The organism is Staphylococcus lutrae, assembly GCF_002101335.1.
In the GTDB taxonomy this organism is placed as follows: domain Bacteria; phylum Bacillota; class Bacilli; order Staphylococcales; family Staphylococcaceae; genus Staphylococcus; species Staphylococcus lutrae.
The window spans coordinates 885,286-905,612 of sequence record NZ_CP020773.1; the positions used below are offsets into that span (position 1 = coordinate 885,286).

Here is a 20,327-nt window from a genome sequence, read left to right on the forward strand (position 1 = left end):
ATGTTAGGTCATACCATAAAATGATCTTAATTGAATGAGTTCATCAATTCTTTCTTGTGGCAATTCACGCTCACCATCAATTTGTCTTGTAATATAAGTGAGTTTTGCAATATATTCTAAGCGTTCCATATTTAAGTACGCTGAGATTAAATCTTTACCCCATGTAATGGCACCATGGCTTTCTAACAGCACCGCTTCACATTGATTGAAGAACGGTTCGATAGAGTCCGGCACTTCTTCAGTTGAGGGACAGCCGTACGCCGCCAGTGGAATTTCTGGCATTGCAATGACCACTTCTGGCATTGTTGCTTTGTTAAGTGTTTCACCTTTAATCGCAAAAGCTGTGCCATATGGGGGATGCGCATGGACGACACCTTGGCACTGAGGCATTTTTTGATAACAACGCAAATGCATCTTGACTTCAGTTGAAGGTTTAACCCCTGCTTTACTTTCTAAAATATTACCTTCTAAATCTAACTTCACAATATTTTCAGGTTGTAAAAAACCTTTACTTGTTGCAGTTGGCGTCGCTAAAATTTCGTTTTCTGATAAACGTGCCGAAATATTCCCATCATTCGCTGCAACAAAATCTTTATTAAATAAATGTTTGCCAATGTCACAAATCAGTTGTCTTAACTGTTGTTCTTTTTCTGTCATGATATCGTCCTCCTATACGTATTCATTGGGTCGATAGTTTTTTAATTGCACAGACGCTGCGACCACCTGTTGAATATCTGTTTTTTTAATCAGACCTAGCGTGCACAATTGTCCTAAAACATTGCCCATTGCACTGGCTTCAATTGGGCCTGTCACTACTTTTTTACCTGTATATTTTGCTGTAAGCTGACATAGCAAAGCATTTTGTATCCCGCCACCGACCATATGTACAGTGTCATAAGATTGGCCCGACAATCGTTCAATTGTCAAAATCGTACGCTGATACTGCATTGCAATACTTTGAATCACGATGCGAACCCACTCACCCACCGTTTCAGGTAAGGTTTGGCCTGTTGCTTTAAGATGCTGCTGAATTAATTCATACATATTTTCTTGTTTCAGAAATGCAGCATCTTCAACGTCAATAAAACTATCAATGTGTGCCATTTCAGCACTTTTTACCAATTCACTAAAACTATAAGCGTGGCCTTGTTCAGACCAGTATCGCTGCAACTCTTGTAAAATCCATAACGCATTCAAATTTTTTAAACATTTAATTTGACCGTCATACGTCCCCTCATTCGTCAATCCCATCTGATAAGCAACCTCGTTAATGATTGGTTCATCTCGTTGAATGCCTATCACTGACCAAGTGCCACAAGAAATAAAAATAGCGTTTGGTGAGACTGTTAATATACTCGCTGCCGTATCATGTCCTGTCGATGCGATGACTTTTAATTCACTCAAACCCGTCTCTTTAATTAACGACGGCGTTAAATGACCAAGAACCTTGTTCAATGTCAACTCACTTTGATCGAACCATTGTTTTGGGATACCCAATTTTTCGAATAGGGTGTCCGACCACTTTTTTGAGGTCGATAACAATCCGCTCGTACTCGCAATAGAATAGTTAATATTGATTTGCTGTGTTAAAAAGTAATTAAACAAATCCGGCATAAATAAGACATGCGCCACCACATCTTTGAGCCAAGGATGTGCTTGTATATCTGCATAGAGCTGAACATATGAGTTAATCGAGCTCGGTACAATCCCCGTGTATTTATAAAACTCCAACTCGGGCAATGCTTCATACAGCGCTTCTTGATATTTCAATTTCTCCTCATTCCGATAGTTTTTCGGAAGTAAGAGTAAACGCCCCTGTGCATCGATATAACCGTAATCCACACCCCATGTATCTATCGCCAAACTTTCCACATTTGTCGTCACTCGACTTACCGCTTTCAATCCATTTTTAATCTCTTGAAATAATTTTGGAAAATCCCAGTACAAGACACCGTTCATTTCAACCGGTGTATTCGCAAAGCGATAGATTTCTTCTAATTGTATTTTTTGTCCATCAAAATGGCCTAATATCACTCTGCCTGAACTTGCACCAAAATCAATGGCAATATGTTTCGTCACTTCGATCAATCCTTCCCCTATCGATAAACCGGGCCAAACGTTTGACACGCACGGTAATCAGCACCTTCAAGTGAAGCCGTACCAAAATGTTGCCAAACACGCGGACGGAACACGTCGGCGTCCGCCACATTATGCATACTAACCGGAATTCTCAACATAGAAGCCAGTGTAATCAGTTCACGACCAATATGACCATAGCTGATTGCACCATGATTTGCGCCCCAATGATTCATGACATCATACACAGATTTAAAAGCACCTTCACCTGTTAAACGCGGTGCAAACCAAGTTGTTGGCCAAGTCGGATCTGTACGTTCATCTAAAATCTGATGGACATCATCATCTAATGTCACGGAATATCCTTCCGCAATTTGAAGCACAGGTCCTAATCCAGCGACTAAATTCAATCGAACCATTGTCAGCGGCATTTCCCCTTTTGTAAGGTAATTGGTCGAAAAACCGCCACCTCTGAAATATTCTTGTATCGCTGGTCTAAACTGTGTCGCTTTCAAACACGATTCTACTTCCTCATTTGTAATCTCCCAATACGGTTTCATGGCAGGTTGTCCGGCACGTTGTTGCTGACCTGTGCCATCTAAAGTCGCTGAACCTGAATTAATGAGATGAATCACACCCGCTTTGGCACGGCCTTCTAATTGTCGTCCACCTGTCACCCGTGACACTGCTTCTGGGCTCCAATATGTGCGAACATCAGCAAAAATTTGAGCGGTATTCGTTAACAAGTAGTTAAACAACATTGAAATCCCATTAAGCGTGTCGTTTTCAGTCGCTACAATATAAGGTGTTCGTGTACCATCCCAATCAAAAGAAGTGTTTAAAATCGTTTCCATAAAATCGCCGTTTGGATAAAAGTCTGTCCATTGGCGTTGACCTTGAAAACCTGCAGCAATGGCAAAATGCCCTTCCGCTTCCTCTTCGTAACCCATCTCCGCCAGCTTCGGATTACCTACCATTAAATCACGACTAATAAGTGTCATTTTCACGACAAATTCTACTTGCCGTTCTTTTTCTTCATCTGATAATTGATTTTCTGGTGCGTTTGTATCTTTACCAAAATGGCATTTTTCTTTTGTCCAATCTAATGCACGTTGATATTCCTCTTGGTCATAAATCCCTAACTCCATACGACGGATCAGTTCTGTCGAATCCACATATTCATTCCGCATGCCTAAATAATTTTGGAAAAAGCGCTCGTCGACCATTGAACCCGCAATCCCCATAGAGACACTTCCGATAGATAAATATGCTTTACCATGCATCAATCCTTTTGCAAGTGCTGCTTTGCTAAACAAAATCAGTTTGTCTTTAACATCATCTGGAATCGTTCCGTCATTTGCATCTTGAACGTCTTTTCCATAAATACCGAAAGCAGGTATCCCTTTTTGAGCATGCGCGGATAAAACAGCGGCTAAATAGACTGCCCCAGGTCTTTCCGTACCGTTCAATCCCCAAATCGCATGTGGGATATTGTGGTTCATATCCATCGTTTCAGAACCATAACACCAACACGGCGTTACAGTGATTGTTGCACAGACCTGATGTTGATCAAATTTTTCTTTAGCTTTGTTTGCTTCAGTAACACCACCAATTGTTGTATCAGCAATCACACATTGGACTGCTTCACCATTGGGGTAACACAATGTCTCTGAAATCAACTGTGCTACTGCTTTTGCCATATCCATTGTCTGCACTTCTAATGATTCTCTCACGCCTTTTCTACGCCCATCAATCGTTGGACGAATCCCAATTTTGGGTAACTGTGTAAACATCTAAACCCCTCCTTTAAATAGAATCATTCTCTCTATTTCAAAACTATTATATGATAACGCTTACACAAAGTAAACATTTTCTCACAAAAAATGTTGTTTTATGACCGAATTATTTTTGGTTTTTTGTGTTTTTTTCAGTTATAATGTGATTAAAAGAGGTGTATGTATGAAAAAGTTTCAACGTTATAATGAAATCATGAATCGCCTCCACACTTTTAAACATGTCAATGTTAAAGATTTAGCAATCGCTTTTAATGTGAGTGAGGAAACGATTCGACGCGATTTAGAACAACTTGAAAAGGAAGGCGTCGTCAAAAGAAAGCATGGTGGTGCTTCATTGATTTCTGAAAGTGACTTTCCCTATGCATATCGCGCAACAAGTCATCCAGAAAAGAAAAAAGCCATTGCAGAGAAAATTTTGCCACTCCTTAAAAATCAATATAGTATTATGGCCGACTCCAGTTCAACAGTGTTGGAAGCCATTCGTCTGTTATCCATTGAAGGACAATCATACAAAGTCATCACAAATTCGATTAATATGTTATATGAACTCTCATCAACCCCTTTAGATTTCATATCAACAGGAGGCATGCTTAAGCCAGACTCCGCAACATTAGTCGGTTCTCAAGCGATCAACACGATTCATCACTATTACACGGATATCACGTTATTAAGTTGTCGTTCGCTATCGATCCATGGGGCTTCAGTAAACGGAGAATTAGAAGGTTTTACTAAAAAAGAAATGATTGGTCAAGGACGTCAAGTTTGCTTGCTCGTGGATTCTAGCAAATTAACCCCTCACGAAGATGCACTTTTTCAATTTGCTTCATTCAAAGACATTGATTACATCGTAAGCGATACCACATTACCTGAAATCTACCATCCCGTATTACAACAGCACCATGTTAAAGTACTCTAGACTCAAGTAAGACGTTTTTTAGTACAAAGGGACTTATTCTTACATATATAGTGAAATGATATTGCGCAAACAAATAAGCGAGGTCGCTTTCACCTCGCTTTATTTGTCGTATGATTGATTTGTCTCCTCAATCCATCCGTATGTACGTTTGGCGGATCCAATCTCTGACTGCAATAAAGCTCTGCCAATCTTGCTCGCCGTATAATGAAAGGCCATAACTTTTCAGTTTTTGGTAAAATGCTTGACGCATCCGCTTCGCCATATAATACAATACACCCGGATAATAACGTTCATAAAAATGAAAATCATTGTGTTCCAACAATGTCTCAGCAGATGTAGGAATAGACTGCACTAGCTTTTCCACCGTCGCTTTTTCGCTATATTTCATAATACACAATGCTATAAAATCTAAAGAAACATCTTTCCCTCTTGATATATTCGTTGTCTTCACCTGTCGAATATCCTTTCCCAAATTCAAACGACTTCGCTCATTTTTAATATCAATAAGCCATTTCTGCTGGACACACATCGAGGGTTGGGCACAATCCATTGTTTAGATCACTTTCTCCATCACGTGTAGCCACCTTTAGCAAGCATTTTTTGTCTGACCTACCACATTGAGACCGAGTGAATGTGGCAGATTAATCCTCCCTGCCACTTCACGTTCTGCCTCAACTTTTGTCATGTTTATCGTCAACGGAGTAAAATGTAATCCCGTCACCATGTAATGGGGATTGAAATAGTCTTTATACAAGATACTTCCATTCATATCATAATCCGTTATCACTTGAGAAAAATGTGTTTCGCACACATTCGTTTTAACGATACGACTTTGCCATTCATCGATTAAAAGATCTATCGATGATGAAATTTCATCACAATCGAATGACACGAGATTGACATCGCCAAGAGTGCCTGCCCATACAGGTCAATTCGAGACATTTCCATTGAAGTTCAACGTGTTAATATCACGACGCATGCATGGATTGAAATTTCAAAACAACAAGTCTTTTCGACACACTAATCGTGCGCCTGTCCGTCGTTCAATCTGCTTTTTCGTTTTATTCGATACTTTAAGGCTCATCTCTATTACGTCATAGAATCGATATGTGCATTGATTAAGATTATTTTTTCTTCGTTCTAGAAAAACGTTTAGAAAGTATTCCTAATCCGAACAGCACTAATACAATCGCTTTCCAATCTATACCTTCTGATTGTCCTGTTTCTGGTAAGACTTCTGTTTCAGAAACTGCACTTCCAGAAGACGATGGTACTTTCGTTGCAAATGCTGTTTTCAAAGCTTCTCGACTTGTCGGTGGATTTGACTTTACTTCCATACTTTCCGATGTTGCTACCTTAGGCTTCATATGTTCTGATGTTACAGTCACCATCGATTCTATTGTGCCTTCACTCACATTTGTATCTAACTCTACCGCCGACGTTTCTGCTATTGTGTTATTCGGTGTTGATGCCTCTGATGCCAATGGTTGATTCGCTTCTGATGTTGGTACTTCTGAACCTGTTGGTGACTCTGACTTCGTATCTGAATTTTCTGGTGCCGGTGGCTCCGCTGTTGCGTTATCCAGATTTGTCGTTTCCTCTACAGTTGGTTGATCCGTTCCTGTTTCTGGTGCTTCCGGTGTTGGTGTTTCTACTATTTCGACATCTGGAGTTCCTGTTTCTGGTGTTGATACTTCTGATGTCGGTGTTGGCTCAACCGGTGTCATTTCTCCTGACGGTTGGGTTGGGTGACTCTCCTCTGGACTTGTTGACCCCTCTGATCCTGTCGGTGGCTCTGACTTCGTATCTGAATTTTCGGATGCCGGTGACTCCGCTGTTGCATTATCCAGATTTGTCGTTTCACCTACATCTGGTTGATCCTTTCCTGTTTCTGGTGTTGATACTTCTGATGTCGACGTCGACTCAACCGGTACCGCTTCTTCTGACGGTGATGTTGGGTGACTCTCCTCTGGACTTGTTGACCCCTCTGAACCTGTCGGCGACTCTGACTTCGTATCTGAATTTTCGGATGCCGGTGACTCCACTGTTGCATTATCCAGATTTGTCGTTTCCCCTACATCTGGTCGATCCGTTCCTGTTTCTGATACTTCTGATGTCGGCGTCGACTCAACCGGTACCGCTTCTTCTGACGGTGATGTTGGTTGACTCTCCTCTGGACTTGTTGACCCCTCTGAACCTGTCGGCGACTCTGACTTCGTATCTGAATTTTCGGATGCCGGTGACTCCACTGTTGCATTATCCAGATTTGTCGTTTCCCCTACATCTGGTCGATCCGTTCCTGTTTCTGATACTTCTGATGTCGACGTCGACTCAACCGGTACCGCTTCTTCTGACGGTGATGTTGGGTGACTCTCCTCTGGACTTGTTGACCCCTCTGAACCTGTCGGCGACTCTGACTTCGTATCTGAATTTTCGGATGCCGGTGACTCCACTGTTGCATTATCCAGATTTGTCGTTTCCCCTACATCTGGTCGATCCGTTCCTGTTTCTGATACTTCTGATGTCGGCGTCGACTCAACCGGTACCGCTTCTTCTGACGGTGATGTTGGTTGACTCTCTTCTGGACTTGTTGACCCCTCTGAACCTGTTGGTGGCTCTGACTTCGTATCTGAATTTTCGGATGCCGGTGGCTCCGCTGTTGCATTATCCAGATTTGTCGTTCCCCCTACATCTGGTCGATCCGTTCCTGTTTCTGGTGTTGATACTTCTGATGTCGGCGTCGACTCAACCGGTACCGCTTCTTCTGACGGTGATGTTGGTTGACTCTCCTCTGGACTTGTTGACCCCTCTGAACCTGTTGGTGGCTCTGACTTCGTATCTGAATTTTCGGATGCCGGTGGCTCCGCTGTTGCGTTATCCAGATTTGTCGTTCCCCCTACATCTGGTCGATCCGTTCCTGTTTCTGACACTTCTGATGTCGGTGTTGGCTCAACCGGTACCGCTTCTTCTGACGGTGATGTTGGTTGACTCTCCTCTGGACTTGTTGACCCCTCTGAACCTGTCGGTGGCTCTGACTTCGTATCTGAATTTTCGGATGCCGGTGGCTCCGCTGTTGCGTTATCCAGATTTGTCGTTCCCCCTACATCTGGTCGATCCGTTCCTGTTTCTGACACTTCTGATGTCGGTGTTGGCTCAACCGGTACCGCTTCTTCTGACGGTGATGTTGGTTGAGATGACTCTGAACCTGTCGGTGACTCTGACTTCGTATCTGAATTTTCGGATGCCGGTGGCTCCGCTGTTGCATTATCCAGATTTGTCGTTTCACCTACATCTGGTTGATCCTTTCCTGTTTCTGATACTTCTGATGTCGACGTCGACTCAACCGGTACCGCTTCTTCTGACGGTGATGTTGGGTGACTCTCCTCTGGACTTGTTGACCCCTCTGAACCTGTCGGCGACTCTGACTTCGTATCTGAATTTTCGGATGCCGGTGACTCCACTGTTGCATTATCCAGATTTGTCGTTTCCCCTACATCTGGTCGATCCGTTCCTGTTTCTGATACTTCTGATGTCGGCGTCGACTCAACCGGTAACACTTCTTCTGACGGTGATGTTGGTTGACTCTCCTCTGGACTTGTTGACCCCTCTGAACCTGTCGGTGGCTCTGACTTCGTATCTGAATTTTCTGGTGCCGGCGGCTCCGCTGTTGCATTATCCAGATTTGTCGTTCCCCCTACATCTGGTCGATCCGTTCCTGTTTCTGGTGTTGATACTTCTGATGTCGGTGTTGGCTCAACCGGTGTCATTTCTCCTGACGGTTGGGTTGGGTGACTCTCCTCTGGACTTGTTGACCCCTCTGAACCTGTCGGTGGCTCTGACTTCGTATCTGAATTTTCGGATGCCGGTGACTCCGCTGTTGCATTATCCAGATTTGTCGTTTCCCCTACATCTGGTTGATCCTTTCCTGTTTCTGATACTTCTGATGTCAACGTCGACTCAACCGGTACCGCTTCTTCTGACGGTGATGCTGATTGACTCTCCTCTGGACTTGTTGACCCCTCTGAACCTGTCGGTGACTCTGACTTCGTATCTGAATTTTCTGGTGCCGGTGGCTCCGCTGTTGCGTTATCCAGATTTGTCGTTTCTGGATTCGTCTCTGGTGATGATGACGTATTCTCTGATATTTCCGAAGACATTACAGACGAATCAGATCCATGATGTTCATCAACTGTGCCCGATGTACGATCCGCTTCTGGTTGTGTTTCACCGGTATCTGTTGTTTCAGGTGTGGACAACGGGTTTTCTGGTGTTTGTACCTTCTCTGTTGCACCTTCTTGACTCGATGCTTCTGATGTCGCTTGGTCATCCGTTTTAGGCGTTGCTGTTTCTTTCGATGATGACTTTGAATTTGTTTCTTGTGCTGATGTTTCTTTTTCTTTTGATAGTGTTTCTGTTTGAGCTGACTCACTTTCCTCTGTGGTGGGACACGATTGAGGCATAGATTTAGGATCTACAACCACTTTTGTCTCTTGTGACATATTTTGACTTGTATCACGCGCAATCACTGATACTTCGTCATCTCGTGTAATGTGACTGATTTCTGGTGCATCGATTTGCCATGTGCCATCCGCTTGTGTCTCTGTTTCTAAAGTTTGATTTGATGATAACTGTACAATAATATGACTACCTGGTTCAGCTTGTCCTGTTAATGTCGATGAGCCTTCTAATAAATGTTGAACGACTGGTTGACTTGGCGGTGTTGTATCTACAACGTCACCAGTCCCTGATTGCGAGCGATTACCAAAACGATCAATTTCTGTTACCTTAATAACATCACCCACGACTAATTCTGTATCAAACGGTACACCAATCATCCAAGTTAAATTACGTCCTACTTTAGTTTTTATCACTGTATTGTTTGGGAGTATCACTTCAATTTGGTCTTGATATTTCTCACCTGTTCCCCAAATGATATGTTGTTTAGATTCTGTTGTTGCTACGGTTGGTTTTACTGGAGGGGTCACATCAACAGGTGTCACAACATTAACCATTGATCGATTTTTAAATCCATCCACTGCGATAACATCAATACGATCATTAGAAGTCAAATCCATCCCTTCTGGAAGTTGAACTGACCAATGCCCATCTTCCGACATTGTAGTGAGCGTTTGCTGATTCGGTAATCTTACTTCCACTGTTGTATGTGGTTCTGTTTCTCCAGACATTACTGTGTCATGTTCGTTAAATGGATTGACTACAACGGGGCTAGGTGCAATGGTATCAGTCACAGCCGCTTGAACAGATTGGGATGAAAACTTGCCTTGTATCGTCGCAATAGCCGCAATTTCATCTCCTGGGTGAAAAGATTCATTTACCGGCACATTCACTGTCCATTCCCCATTGTTTTCTACCGTTGTGTTAACAACTGTACCAGATGGAAATGTGACTGCAATCGAGGCGTGAGCAGGTCCATTACCGCCCACGAATCCACGACCATATTCTGTCACCGTCCAAGTCGGTTCTGGCGTATTCAATGTCGTTGTTTCTTCCATGTAAGGTTGTAATTGTGTCAAAAGACGTTCTTTCTCCCGACCATTAACATGTTGTACACCTTGCACAACACGATATAATTGCGTACGAAAATCTTTGCCAGGATTTTGCTTTATTGTCTCAATAATTGCGTTTACATCACTTTGTAATTGACTTGCATAACGACTTTCCGCTGCTTCTTGCGTCTCATTATCAACAATCAATCCTTTATCTGTTAAGCGGTATGTGACTGTTTCTTTCTTTTTATTTGGCATTGGGATTTCAGCATGATTCTCTAAACGAAAAACCTGTCGGCGTGATGTTGCTTCTCTATGCTTCACTTGAATTGTGTCCCCATACTCCATTTTAAATGTCACTACTTCGGATGGCGATTGACGATTTCCAATAAAAGAACGCTCTAACAATTGCTCTCCTTGTTGATTTTGAATCGTTACATGTGCATATTCATCATTATAATAGATATGTGGTTTTGCCGGTGATTGCTTGTAAACAACTGTTTTTGTCAATGGATAATAGTCAATACTGGCGAATTCTACATTGGCTAATCCTTTGAGTGAAATGTGCTCCGTCATTGCATTTTGCGTGCTATTTGCATCCGGGTAATCTAGCGTCACTTCATTCGTTCCATTTTCACGGACAATGAGATACGCATGTTCAGGGAGTGCATAATTTTGAGATAGCGGTGCGATCACTTTGTATACCCCTGGTCGAATATGCGCAAAATTAACTGTATCATTTTGAATCGTTCCAATTGCTACGGTTTCTGTACCATCAACCAACTTTACTTCTGCTCCTTCTGGTAAGTGCTGACCATTACGATGAATGTGAATTGTGGCATGGCTATCAATCGTCGTATCTTTCAAATCGGAAGAGCGTACTAGCTCATAAACAGAACTCAATCCTAATTGTTTTGCATATCTTGCTCTTTCTGCTGCATTGTCGATCAACATTGCCAATGGGTAAACGTAAGCGTTCCGAGAAGCGTTCGCTTGATCAATGAGTGTTTTAGGCAACTTAATTTGATATATTCCAAAATATGCAAGCCCATTGTATCCGTGGTCACCGAGCCAATGCTCAATAATCCAGCGTGGCACATCCTTTTCCACATGCCCTTTTGCCGCTTCTTCACGCATCGCTTTCAACATATCAGTGACGCCGTTGAATGTAGTGAGTCGAACCATTCTCGTCAAAAAGTCTAATCTTTCACGGACGTTTGTGCGACCTAGTGTAAAATGACTTGGGTCTTTTAATATTTTATCTTGAAGTGCTTTTTGGTACTGGGTTTGTTTTCCTTGATATAACCAATCTTTTTTCACACCCATAACTTTCGTCTGATATTCATTTGCAAATATATTATTCCATATTTCTACAAGTTCCATATGTCCATCGCCAATCATCCAGCCATCAAAGCCGTGGCCTACTTCATGCAGTGCTAACCACCCCGGTTGTAAATAGCCCCGTAATGATGGCTGATTCGAACCCATATGATCCCTTGACCAGTAAGCAATTCCTGCCCCATGTTTGTCAGCCATTGTGAAATACTTTTGTTCAACGTTGTAGTGAATAGCGTTTGGATCGTCTGTCAATCCCGACCATTGATTGTACTTTTGAATCACATCATCATAAAAATTCAACATCTGATCTAATGTTTTAAACGCATTCGCATCTTTACTTTTTTTCATATCTTCAATTCGTTTACGATCGATTTTAGGAAGTAAAAACGCATTATATTTCCCTTCAACGAATGCATAACTCGCTTGCGTATCACGCCATTGTTGTTCAAATAATGCTTGGTCTCCGCCTTTATGATAAGTTGGTAACATCATCCCCTGATTGTTTTCTACATAAAAATCAACTTGGGGTTGTGTTCGAAAACCTCTTGGCAAATAAACAAATGCACCACTGTCAATCGACGTATGGATATTCACCCAATTCCCGTTTTTCGGGACAACGACGGCTCTATTTTGACGGCTATCGTCTGTCACAAGACTCACACGAATATCACCTTCATTATGTCTAGCTGACTGGCGAATATATAACTTCATGTTTGCGGGAATAACCAAACCTAAACTTTCACGACCCTGACCTGTACCACGTCCCATTCCTAGTGTTTGTGCTTTTTTAGGGTGATTCATAACGGGGATTGATTTACGATAAACTTTTTCACGAACACCTTTTACCGTGATCACTTGTGTATGTGCTTGACTTGCAGGTTCTTGACTTGGCATTTGTATTTCGTTAGTACCAGTTGATGCTGAATCTGTACCTGCCACTCGAAATGCAGTGCGCTCTTCTCGGTGCGCTTCAGGTGCAACGGCCACATTTGATTGGACTTTTATTGCACCCTTATTCTCTTGTGATAAAGGGTTCGTCACCTTTATTCCAAAAGTTGTATCATTTGTTTGCACATTCGTACTGTCTGGTGATCCAACAGTTTGATTCATTGTCATGTCTTTGTCGTATTCTTTTCTGCGTTTCACTTCCTCTAATGATTTCAGGTTTGATGGTTGTTTCGTCTCCGTCTTTCTTTCTACTGTAGATATTTCTAACTTTTGTGATTCAGCCGCTTGTGCTACATGCGCCATATTCATATAGAAAAAAGAAGCAAACATGACCGAAGCCACACCGACTTTAAACTTGCGTATTCCAAATTTCTGCTGTCTTTGTAGATTTAATTTTACTTCATCTTTGTTAGTCAATATTCTTCCACACCTTTATAATTGTTCAAAACATAATATTTATAATTATATAATATCAGAAGAAATATAGATTGAACAGTTAAAACGCTAAACCTATCACAGAAATCCTCGTACTAAAGTCGGATACTTTTTCCTTTCCCTAGACGCATGTCATGCTTTGTATGTTCATATATGATAAAAGTAATCTTACAACAAGGGAGGGGATAAGCATGCGTACGATTATAAGAGCTGGCATTGCAGTGGTGGCCATCATATTCATCGCACGGTTTTTAGACAATGAAGAAAATATCGCTACCATCGAAAACTATAAGAACCAATTCATTCAAACAGAAGCCGTTCAAAAAGTACTTCACAGTCAACCTGTACAAAAGCTTCAAAATACTCATATTGATGATATCTTACCTTCTGATTTCTTTTAATAAAATCGTACACGAAACAGCGCACATGTCTCTTTATTCGACACGTGCGCTGTTTTATTGTATTTTCAAGGGGTTAGGAAGACAGTGACCCTCTCTTGTTTTTATACTGCTTACGATAACCAACGATGAATATGATATACGATACTGCCTTGATGTGGGTCGTTCGTTTGATCTAATACACGTAAAAAATCTAAATGTCCCACCTCTGGATAAACGATTGCTTTGACTTTTGCACCTAATGCTTCGTACGTTTCATAAGTTAACTGAGAGTCTTTATTTGGAAAGATGACATCGTCTTCACCTAACAAAAACAGGACATCCGGCAGATGTTCGATGCGTTGAATGTCTGCTAAATAATCCGCACGTAACGTATACATTAAATCTGTCACCATCGTTTCTAAAGGGGCTAAATATTGCGTGAAATTAAACGTGTCATGATGTTTTTTAGACACCCCTTGGCCTAAAATAAAATTTGGGATACTTTGACCCATCGTCCCTTGATCTCCAGGTTTTACATCTTTCATCAATTCATATAATAATTTTGAAAATCTCAATTCTTTATAGTCGATTTTAGCTGCACTATTTAAATAGATGAGTTTCTTAATAGGGAGCTGATTATAACTGGCAAGTTTCGTTGCAATCAGCCCTCCCATTGAATAGCCGATCATGGACATCTCCTGAATCTGTGACGTTTCAACCCATTCGACTAATACTTCATTCATACGTAATGCATACTCAGATAAATCGTAGTCATTTCGTTCAATGCTACTGCTCTCGCCACGGCCAGGTGCGTTAATAAAAATCAATTGCGCTTCATCAAAATATTTCGCAAATATCGTCATAATTTTATAATTCATGATGGCACCGTGAAGCAACACAATTGCTTTATCAGCATGCGGGTCGCCCATTGTCACGATTTCAAGTTGTGCTGCTTCAGCATGTCTTAATGTCTTAATATATGTTTGCATGTTTTTAATGACATACATTCCTCTCTATCTCAGTTCTATCGTTTCATTATGCTTCGTTTTAATGAAGCCGTCATTCATATTGATTATAGTATGATTTCCCATTAAATGAACAGGGCTAAAGTTGTATTTTAATAATTTTTGACTCCCCATAGCCTTTCTTCACACTTGCGAATGATACTTTTCAATACTTTGATCCGTGCCGTTTTTTTGTGATCTGCTGGTACAACAAACCATGGCGCACCTTCAGTATCTGTTCGTGTGATCATATCATGGCTCGCCTCAATGTAGGCATCCCACTTCTCACGATTACGCCAATCTTCATCCGTAATTTTCCACTGCTTGGTTTCATCTTTTTCACGTGCTTTGAATCGCTTTAATTGTTCGTCTTTATCTAAAGATAAGAAGAATTTTAATATTAATGCGCCTTCATTGACCCACATTTTTTCAAATGCATTAATCTCATCATAGGCACGCGACCACTCCGCTTTTGTCGCAAAACCTTCTACACGTTCAACGAGAACACGCCCATACCAACTCCGGTCAAAAATACCAATATGGCCGCTTTTAGGCATCACATGCGCAAATCGCCAAAGATAATGGTGGTTCAATTCAACATCTGTCGGCGCACTAATGGCATTGACTGCGTAACCTGTAGGATCTAAAAACGTCCGTATGCGTTTAATATTGCCACCTTTCCCTGCCGCGTCCATCCCTTCAAATACAAGTACACAAGGAATTTTACGTTCATATAAAGCAAATTGCAGCTCACGTAATCGGAGCTGTAAGGCTTCGATTTGTGCATGATAATCAGTTTTAGATATTTTCTCATCGGGTTTTGGAAATAGCGCTGTTTGGAACGCAGGTGTGAATTGACCATCCACAACTTGTTTTTTCTTTTGATGTTGTTGAATTGCACGTGTCAAACGGGCATGAAGATGTTCATACATTTGAGTCATTGCTGCTTCACGGTCACTGTAATCAATCTCTTTCCATGTATCATCTAACAATGGTTTGAAATACGTTAAATATACATCCGGCGAAACAATGTGTTCGTACTCTTGTGCTTTCCAGCGGGTTAACGGATTCGATTGCATTTGTGCGATATGTTCTTGCCGTTTTTCTTCATTAATATTAATGAAGAATTTGATGATTTCATGATGATCCGCCTGTAACATCGACTCAAAATCATGCATTTCATCTATTAAAACTTGTCCATCTTTTAGCAAAGGATACTGGATACCATGAACTTGATAATCGACATAGTGGGAATACCAACTTCTGAAATAAATATGAATATGCCCTTTCTCCGGTAAAGTTTCCCAAAAGTGTTGGAGAAATGGAAATCTCAAGTCATATTCAGAAGGTGTCTTTGTCGCTATAAAATTGGTATACTTTGCATCTAAATTAAGCAATAGTTCGTTCGTTAAACGTGTCTTGCCTGAAGCGGGCACGCCTTCAAAAACAATCATGACGGGTATGCCTAACATATGTGTTTGACGTGTTAATTCAGCAATTTCTATTCGTAGCTTTTCCCATTTTTTCATTTTCCTCACCTCATCTTCTTTATTATATAAGACTCTTTTTTAGATGGGAAATTGAATTTGATGATCCTTCAAAATTTCATCTTCATTCATTATTTTCTTCATCTCAGCACTGATTTTTCATTACATTTTATATTTTCGCTGTAACATTTGTAATATGTGTCCATTTTTAAGTGCACCTACGAAAACATTTCAGTCATAAAGCGGTCTAGTGTTTTTGCACCTTTTTAATCGCCATTTCAAATATTTAAAAATAACAAACAGATTACAAAACGATGATTTGAAAAGTAATTGTAATGTTTTGTTATTTACGCGTAATTTACAAAAGGATGATTCGTTGGTAGAGTGTGGTTGTTGAATTTTTTACTAAGCAAACTTTTGAGAATGAAAATATAAATTAAAAACACTTTTTATTGGAGGACTTAATTACTATGAAAAAGACATTTTTAACTGCTGCACTTGCTTTATCAATCGGAGCTACAGGTGCTGCTGTAGGCACACAACAAGCAAATGCGGTTGACGAACCTATAAATAAAGTAGAATTAGCACAATTAGCACTTAACAACGATTCATCTTTAAATGAACACGCAATTGAGCCAGGCGCATATGATTATGAGTTTTCATTAAATGGTGTGAACTTCCATTTCTGGTCAAATGGTTCTGTATTTGGTTGGTCATATAATGCAAATGGTCAAGCCGATACTGCAAACGGATCATCTATCGCGGCGCCAACTCAATTTTCAGATATGAGTTATTTTGCATCTACACAAACGGAACAAAATGGTGCATCAAGCGTACAACAAGGGCCAAGCTATTCACCAGCACCACAATCTGCACCAACATATAACACATCATCAACTTCTGCTAATTCAATTACATTAGCGAACGGTAATACACCTGGTTATTACGGTAACAGAGCAGCGCAAGATTTAGCACAACGCACTGGCGTATCTGCTGATGTATGGGCTAGAATTATTGCACGCGAATCTGGTGGACAATTGAATGCAAGAAACGCTTCAGGTGCTTCAGGTTTATTACAAACAATGCCAGGTTGGGGTCCAACTAACACATATGAGCAACAAATCCAAGCTGCAGAAAGAGCATATAGAGCACAAGGTTTAAGTGCTTGGGGCTTCTAATCACCTATATGATTGTTTAAGAGAGATGAAATGAGGGGGACTGATTTCATCTCTCTTTTTTTCTATAATCAAGGCATCATCGGAAAATCACAGATCGTCGTCTGTTTCACTTTCCTGTTTTTTTGGTTAACGTAAAAATTCGTCTTCTGTTGTTTGATGGCTCACTATTGCGCAGCTTCACTTCGGCCTCAGCCGGTATACCCCAAACAAAACAATTGCTTTGCTAGAACACGCTTTATACAATAGGAATAAACTAACACATTAGGTGAACAGATGAAACCATTAATACGCAAAGGACTTTTCTTAATATGTTTGGTCGCGCTTGTTTTTACGCTTGTCACACATTATGATGTGATTCATCAAAAAATCGCTACTTGGGAACCACATACATCAGCATTTTTTGAACCTCAAGATCGCAAAACGCATGGCTTCGGTACGTACAATCATAATCTCTCTTTTAATGGAGACGCGCGTCATTACGGTAACGATTATCGCTTGCCAGAAAATACCCCGATCCTCGCTCCCACCCACGGAACAGTCACACGTACATTTGATAATGATTTAGGGGGGCATGTTTTAGAAATTCGTGAAGATAACGGCCAATATTTCCAATGGTTTATGCATTTAAATGCCTTCAAAGTCAAGGTAGGTGACACCGTTAAACCTGGAGATGTCATCGCCTTATCAGGAAATACAGGTCAACAAACCACCGGACCCCATTTGCATTTTCAACGGATGAATGGGGGCGTGGGCAACCGCTTTGCCGAAGACCCCGATCCATTTGTAGAGCAACTTCCAAAGCAACAACGCAGCCTTTATCAACTGGCTTAACCTTCATTTGTCCGCAACAAAAAAGCCGTAAACGACATGATGTCTTTCACATCCGTCACCGTCTACGGCTTTTTTATTTTTAAAATCCCCTCCATTAATCGATAAAGCAAGTTAAACTTTAAATCATCGTCGTCATCCTCAGCACATTTGAACATACACCCCTTCCGCTTGTCTTTCGTTCCCCCTATACGGATCAGTCCATGTATGTTTCTTGCCCTCAGATGATATGATGCCCCCTCAACTTGATTCATAAAGTTTAAAATTCGAAATAATATGATAATTCAAACGATAAACCCCGACACGATGTACACCCTCGTCTCCTTTGAGCCTAATACTTATACATGCACCGTTCTTCACTGCGCAGCCAAATATTCTTTTTATGCACATTCATATGAATCTGTTGCATCTTTTCTTCTACGCCACAAATTTCTAATGCACAGGCTTTCAAAGCATCACAATACATTTCCGTCCCCGCTTTTGAATTTTTGTAATGCAACTTGTGCTCTAAACTCGCCCACATATCCATGCCAATCGTACGCAGCTGAATTTCAACAGGCATTTTCACTATCCCATCTGACAGAAAAATAGGAACTGAAATAACGATATGCAAACTACGATACCCGTTGGATTTTGGGGTTTTAATATAATCTTTCCTTTTCAACAACTGTATATTTTCCTGTTTTAACAATAATTTTTCGACTAAATAAATATCGTCAATATAGTTACAGACGACGCGAATCCCCGCAATATCCATAATATGTTCCATTGCTGACGTCACCGTAATGTCAAACCCTTTTCTTTTCAGTTTTTGAAGCAAGCTTGGGATTTCTTTAACGCGACGCTCCATATGATGAATCGGGTTATGATCATGTTTCATTTGAAAATCTTCATCGAGAATACAGAGCTTTGTATTAACTTCTTCTAAAGCAGCTTGATATAAATGTTCTAATTTAATAAATGCGATAAGTTGTTCTAAGCTTCCTATTTCTTGCAATGCTTTATTCGTATATTTGGCCATTTGTTGTTTTAAACTTTCCACATTAAAAGGTGTACTTTTATCTGTATACATCTCTTTCACCTCTATATCAATATTTCAAAAGCTCATCCTTTTCGGCTCAATTTTCTACCCATCATCATATCAGGTTCAAAGATACTTGACTACTTTGATATGAAAATCGTATCGCTTATGAATTGATGATAAATCCTTGAATTCAATATCTGTAAGATAGGGCTAAAATCAAGTATGCGACATGATCATTCCCCCATAAACTATTGTGCATTTGACCAAAAAAGGGGAATTTTATCACTTTTAAACCCTAGTATGTCTCCATTGACCGCATCAAATCGACATGCGGAAAACATCACAAAAAGAACAGAGATAGAGTAATAACGTTTGCTTCATCTCTCTATCCCTGCTCATCAGCTTTAACGTCTAGTGGTCGTAATGGCGGTGGCCTTCATCATGTTGAATGTTCAAATGAATATGTTGCATTTTTTGTTCAACTTCACCAATCGATTGCGCACATATTTTCAAAGTTTCTCGATATGCCGCTGTATCTCCTGACGTGTTCTTGTAATGCAGTTGATGTTCTAAACTTGCCCACATGTCCATACCAATCGTTCGTAACTGCACTTCAACCGGCGCTTCGACAACCCCGTCCGATAAAAAGATAGGTACAGAAATGACAATATGTAAACTTCGATACCCATTTTCTTTCGGTGAGTCAATATAATCTTTACGCTTTAACAATTGAATATCCGTCTGTTGTAGTAACAAGCGCTCCACTGTATAAATATCTTCAATATAATTACAGACGACACGAATACCAGCGATATCCATAATATGCGTTTTGGCCGCTTCAGCCGTCAGTTCAAGGTCTTTTCTTTTTAATTTTTGCAGCAAACTTGGAATTTCTTTAACACGTCGCTCAATATGATGAATGGGATTATGGGCATTTTTGATTTGAAAATCTTCATCGAGAATGCGTAGCTTCGTACTGATCTCCTCCAAAGCTGCACGATAAAGATAACCTAATTCCACAAACTCGATGACTCTGTCTAATTCTTCTGTGCCATTTAAATCACGATTCGTATATTTTGCGACTTCTTGTTTTAAGTTTTCCAAATTATAAGCGGCATTTTTTTCTACAAACATGACGTTCACTCCAACTTGATATGATTTGAAAACGTTGCTTCACAGCAAAAGTCATCTTTCGCTTATCATATCAGTTTCATTCCACATTGACTACTTTAAACTGACGCGTTCGGTTCTCCAAACGCCGTCTATTAAAACCAACTCATGCCCACTAAAGTCAAAATCATCGTTCTGGTCAATATCCATCCTGACAAACAATATGAACGAAAATAGGCAAATGTACAGTGGAATCCATACCTCAATGCGTCCTGATACCAAAATCAATCGCTAAGTGAT

General features: G+C 40.6%; 14 protein-coding genes. 4 read left to right on the top strand and 10 right to left on the bottom strand.

The window, feature by feature from the left end:
• Positions 1-3: 3 nt before the first annotated feature.
• From B5P37_RS04370 to B5P37_RS04380, 3 genes are read right to left on the bottom strand one after another with little or no spacing between them, the layout of a single operon-like run.
• Positions 4-657, bottom strand: coding sequence for a class II aldolase/adducin family protein (locus tag B5P37_RS04370; RefSeq protein ID WP_085237083.1), 654 nt, complete (start codon positions 655-657; stop codon positions 4-6).
• Between the two features lie 12 nt (positions 658-669).
• The gene (locus tag B5P37_RS04375) at positions 670-2,127 is read right to left on the bottom strand and encodes a rhamnulokinase (protein WP_240622384.1); all 1,458 of its coding nucleotides are present in this window, start codon (positions 2,125-2,127) and stop codon (positions 670-672) included.
• Positions 2,097-3,869, bottom strand: a complete 1,773-nt coding sequence (locus B5P37_RS04380; protein ID WP_085237084.1) for an L-fucose isomerase — start codon at positions 3,867-3,869, stop codon at positions 2,097-2,099. The genes B5P37_RS04375 and B5P37_RS04380 overlap by 31 nt, the downstream gene beginning before the upstream one ends.
• Positions 3,870-4,035: 166 nt before the next feature.
• Between B5P37_RS04380 and B5P37_RS04385 the strand changes: the two genes are divergently transcribed.
• Positions 4,036-4,788, top strand: coding sequence for a DeoR/GlpR family DNA-binding transcription regulator (locus B5P37_RS04385; protein WP_085237085.1), 753 nt, complete (start codon positions 4,036-4,038; stop codon positions 4,786-4,788).
• 127 nt (positions 4,789-4,915) lie between these two features.
• Here B5P37_RS04385 and B5P37_RS04390 read toward each other — a convergent pair whose 3' ends face one another.
• The 3 genes from B5P37_RS04390 to B5P37_RS04400 form a co-directional block, all read right to left on the bottom strand.
• The gene (locus B5P37_RS04390; protein WP_169710776.1) at positions 4,916-5,317 is read right to left on the bottom strand and encodes a hypothetical protein; all 402 of its coding nucleotides are present in this window, start codon (positions 5,315-5,317) and stop codon (positions 4,916-4,918) included.
• A gap of 57 nt (positions 5,318-5,374) precedes the next feature.
• Positions 5,375-5,575: a hypothetical protein gene (locus tag B5P37_RS04395; protein WP_169710777.1), complete on the bottom strand. Its 201-nt coding sequence runs from the start codon at positions 5,573-5,575 to the stop codon at positions 5,375-5,377.
• 337 nt (positions 5,576-5,912) lie between these two features.
• Complete coding sequence (locus B5P37_RS04400; RefSeq protein WP_085237088.1) at positions 5,913-12,998, bottom strand: Ig-like domain-containing protein; 7,086 nt, start codon at positions 12,996-12,998, stop codon at positions 5,913-5,915.
• Positions 12,999-13,207: 209 nt separating this feature from the next.
• Here B5P37_RS04400 and B5P37_RS04405 point away from each other — a divergent pair, with 209 nt between their 5' ends.
• Positions 13,208-13,417 carry a hypothetical protein gene (locus tag B5P37_RS04405; RefSeq protein WP_085237089.1) on the top strand — a complete coding sequence of 70 codons (210 nt, stop codon included), beginning with the start codon at positions 13,208-13,210 and terminating at the stop codon, positions 13,415-13,417.
• A gap of 110 nt (positions 13,418-13,527) precedes the next feature.
• Here B5P37_RS04405 and B5P37_RS04410 read toward each other — a convergent pair whose 3' ends face one another.
• Entirely contained in the window at positions 13,528-14,403 is an 876-nt protein-coding gene (locus B5P37_RS04410; protein ID WP_085237090.1) for an alpha/beta hydrolase, read from the bottom strand.
• A gap of 110 nt (positions 14,404-14,513) precedes the next feature.
• Positions 14,514-15,929, bottom strand: a complete 1,416-nt coding sequence (locus B5P37_RS04415) for a phosphate--AMP phosphotransferase (protein WP_085237091.1) — start codon at positions 15,927-15,929, stop codon at positions 14,514-14,516.
• Positions 15,930-16,357: 428 nt separating this feature from the next.
• On the opposite strand from B5P37_RS04415, the gene B5P37_RS04420 reads away from it, so the two are divergent.
• Both B5P37_RS04420 and B5P37_RS04425 read left to right on the top strand, forming a co-directional pair.
• Positions 16,358-17,065, top strand: coding sequence for a transglycosylase SLT domain-containing protein (locus B5P37_RS04420; RefSeq protein ID WP_085237092.1), 708 nt, complete (start codon positions 16,358-16,360; stop codon positions 17,063-17,065).
• 273 nt (positions 17,066-17,338) lie between these two features.
• On the top strand, positions 17,339-17,896 hold the full coding sequence (locus tag B5P37_RS04425) for a M23 family metallopeptidase (protein WP_085237093.1): 558 nt from the start codon (positions 17,339-17,341) through the stop codon (positions 17,894-17,896).
• 328 nt (positions 17,897-18,224) lie between these two features.
• Here B5P37_RS04425 and B5P37_RS04430 read toward each other — a convergent pair whose 3' ends face one another.
• Positions 18,225-18,965: a GTP pyrophosphokinase gene (locus B5P37_RS04430; RefSeq protein ID WP_085237094.1), complete on the bottom strand. Its 741-nt coding sequence runs from the start codon at positions 18,963-18,965 to the stop codon at positions 18,225-18,227.
• A 363-nt stretch (positions 18,966-19,328) separates the two neighbouring features.
• The gene (locus B5P37_RS04435; protein ID WP_085237095.1) at positions 19,329-20,051 is read right to left on the bottom strand and encodes a GTP pyrophosphokinase; all 723 of its coding nucleotides are present in this window, start codon (positions 20,049-20,051) and stop codon (positions 19,329-19,331) included.
• Positions 20,052-20,327: the final 276 nt, after the last annotated feature.

Excerpts from the sequence above, each read along its gene's own strand:
- B5P37_RS04370 (WP_085237083.1), bottom strand. The coding sequence starts at position 657 with ATGACAGAAAAAGAACAACAGTTAAGACAACTGATTTGTGACATTGGC.
- B5P37_RS04380 (WP_085237084.1), bottom strand. The coding sequence starts at position 3,869 with ATGTTTACACAGTTACCCAAAATTGGGATTCGTCCAACGATTGATGGG.
- B5P37_RS04385 (WP_085237085.1), top strand. The coding sequence starts at position 4,036 with ATGAAAAAGTTTCAACGTTATAATGAAATCATGAATCGCCTCCACACT.
- B5P37_RS04390 (WP_169710776.1), bottom strand. The coding sequence starts at position 5,317 with ATGTGTGTCCAGCAGAAATGGCTTATTGATATTAAAAATGAGCGAAGT.
- B5P37_RS04405 (WP_085237089.1), top strand. The coding sequence starts at position 13,208 with ATGCGTACGATTATAAGAGCTGGCATTGCAGTGGTGGCCATCATATTC.
- B5P37_RS04410 (WP_085237090.1), bottom strand. The coding sequence starts at position 14,403 with ATGTATGTCATTAAAAACATGCAAACATATATTAAGACATTAAGACAT.
- B5P37_RS04415 (WP_085237091.1), bottom strand. The coding sequence starts at position 15,929 with ATGAAAAAATGGGAAAAGCTACGAATAGAAATTGCTGAATTAACACGT.
- B5P37_RS04420 (WP_085237092.1), top strand. The coding sequence starts at position 16,358 with ATGAAAAAGACATTTTTAACTGCTGCACTTGCTTTATCAATCGGAGCT.
- B5P37_RS04425 (WP_085237093.1), top strand. The coding sequence starts at position 17,339 with ATGAAACCATTAATACGCAAAGGACTTTTCTTAATATGTTTGGTCGCG.
- B5P37_RS04430 (WP_085237094.1), bottom strand. The coding sequence starts at position 18,965 with ATGTATACAGATAAAAGTACACCTTTTAATGTGGAAAGTTTAAAACAA.
- B5P37_RS04435 (WP_085237095.1), bottom strand. The coding sequence starts at position 20,051 with ATGTTTGTAGAAAAAAATGCCGCTTATAATTTGGAAAACTTAAAACAA.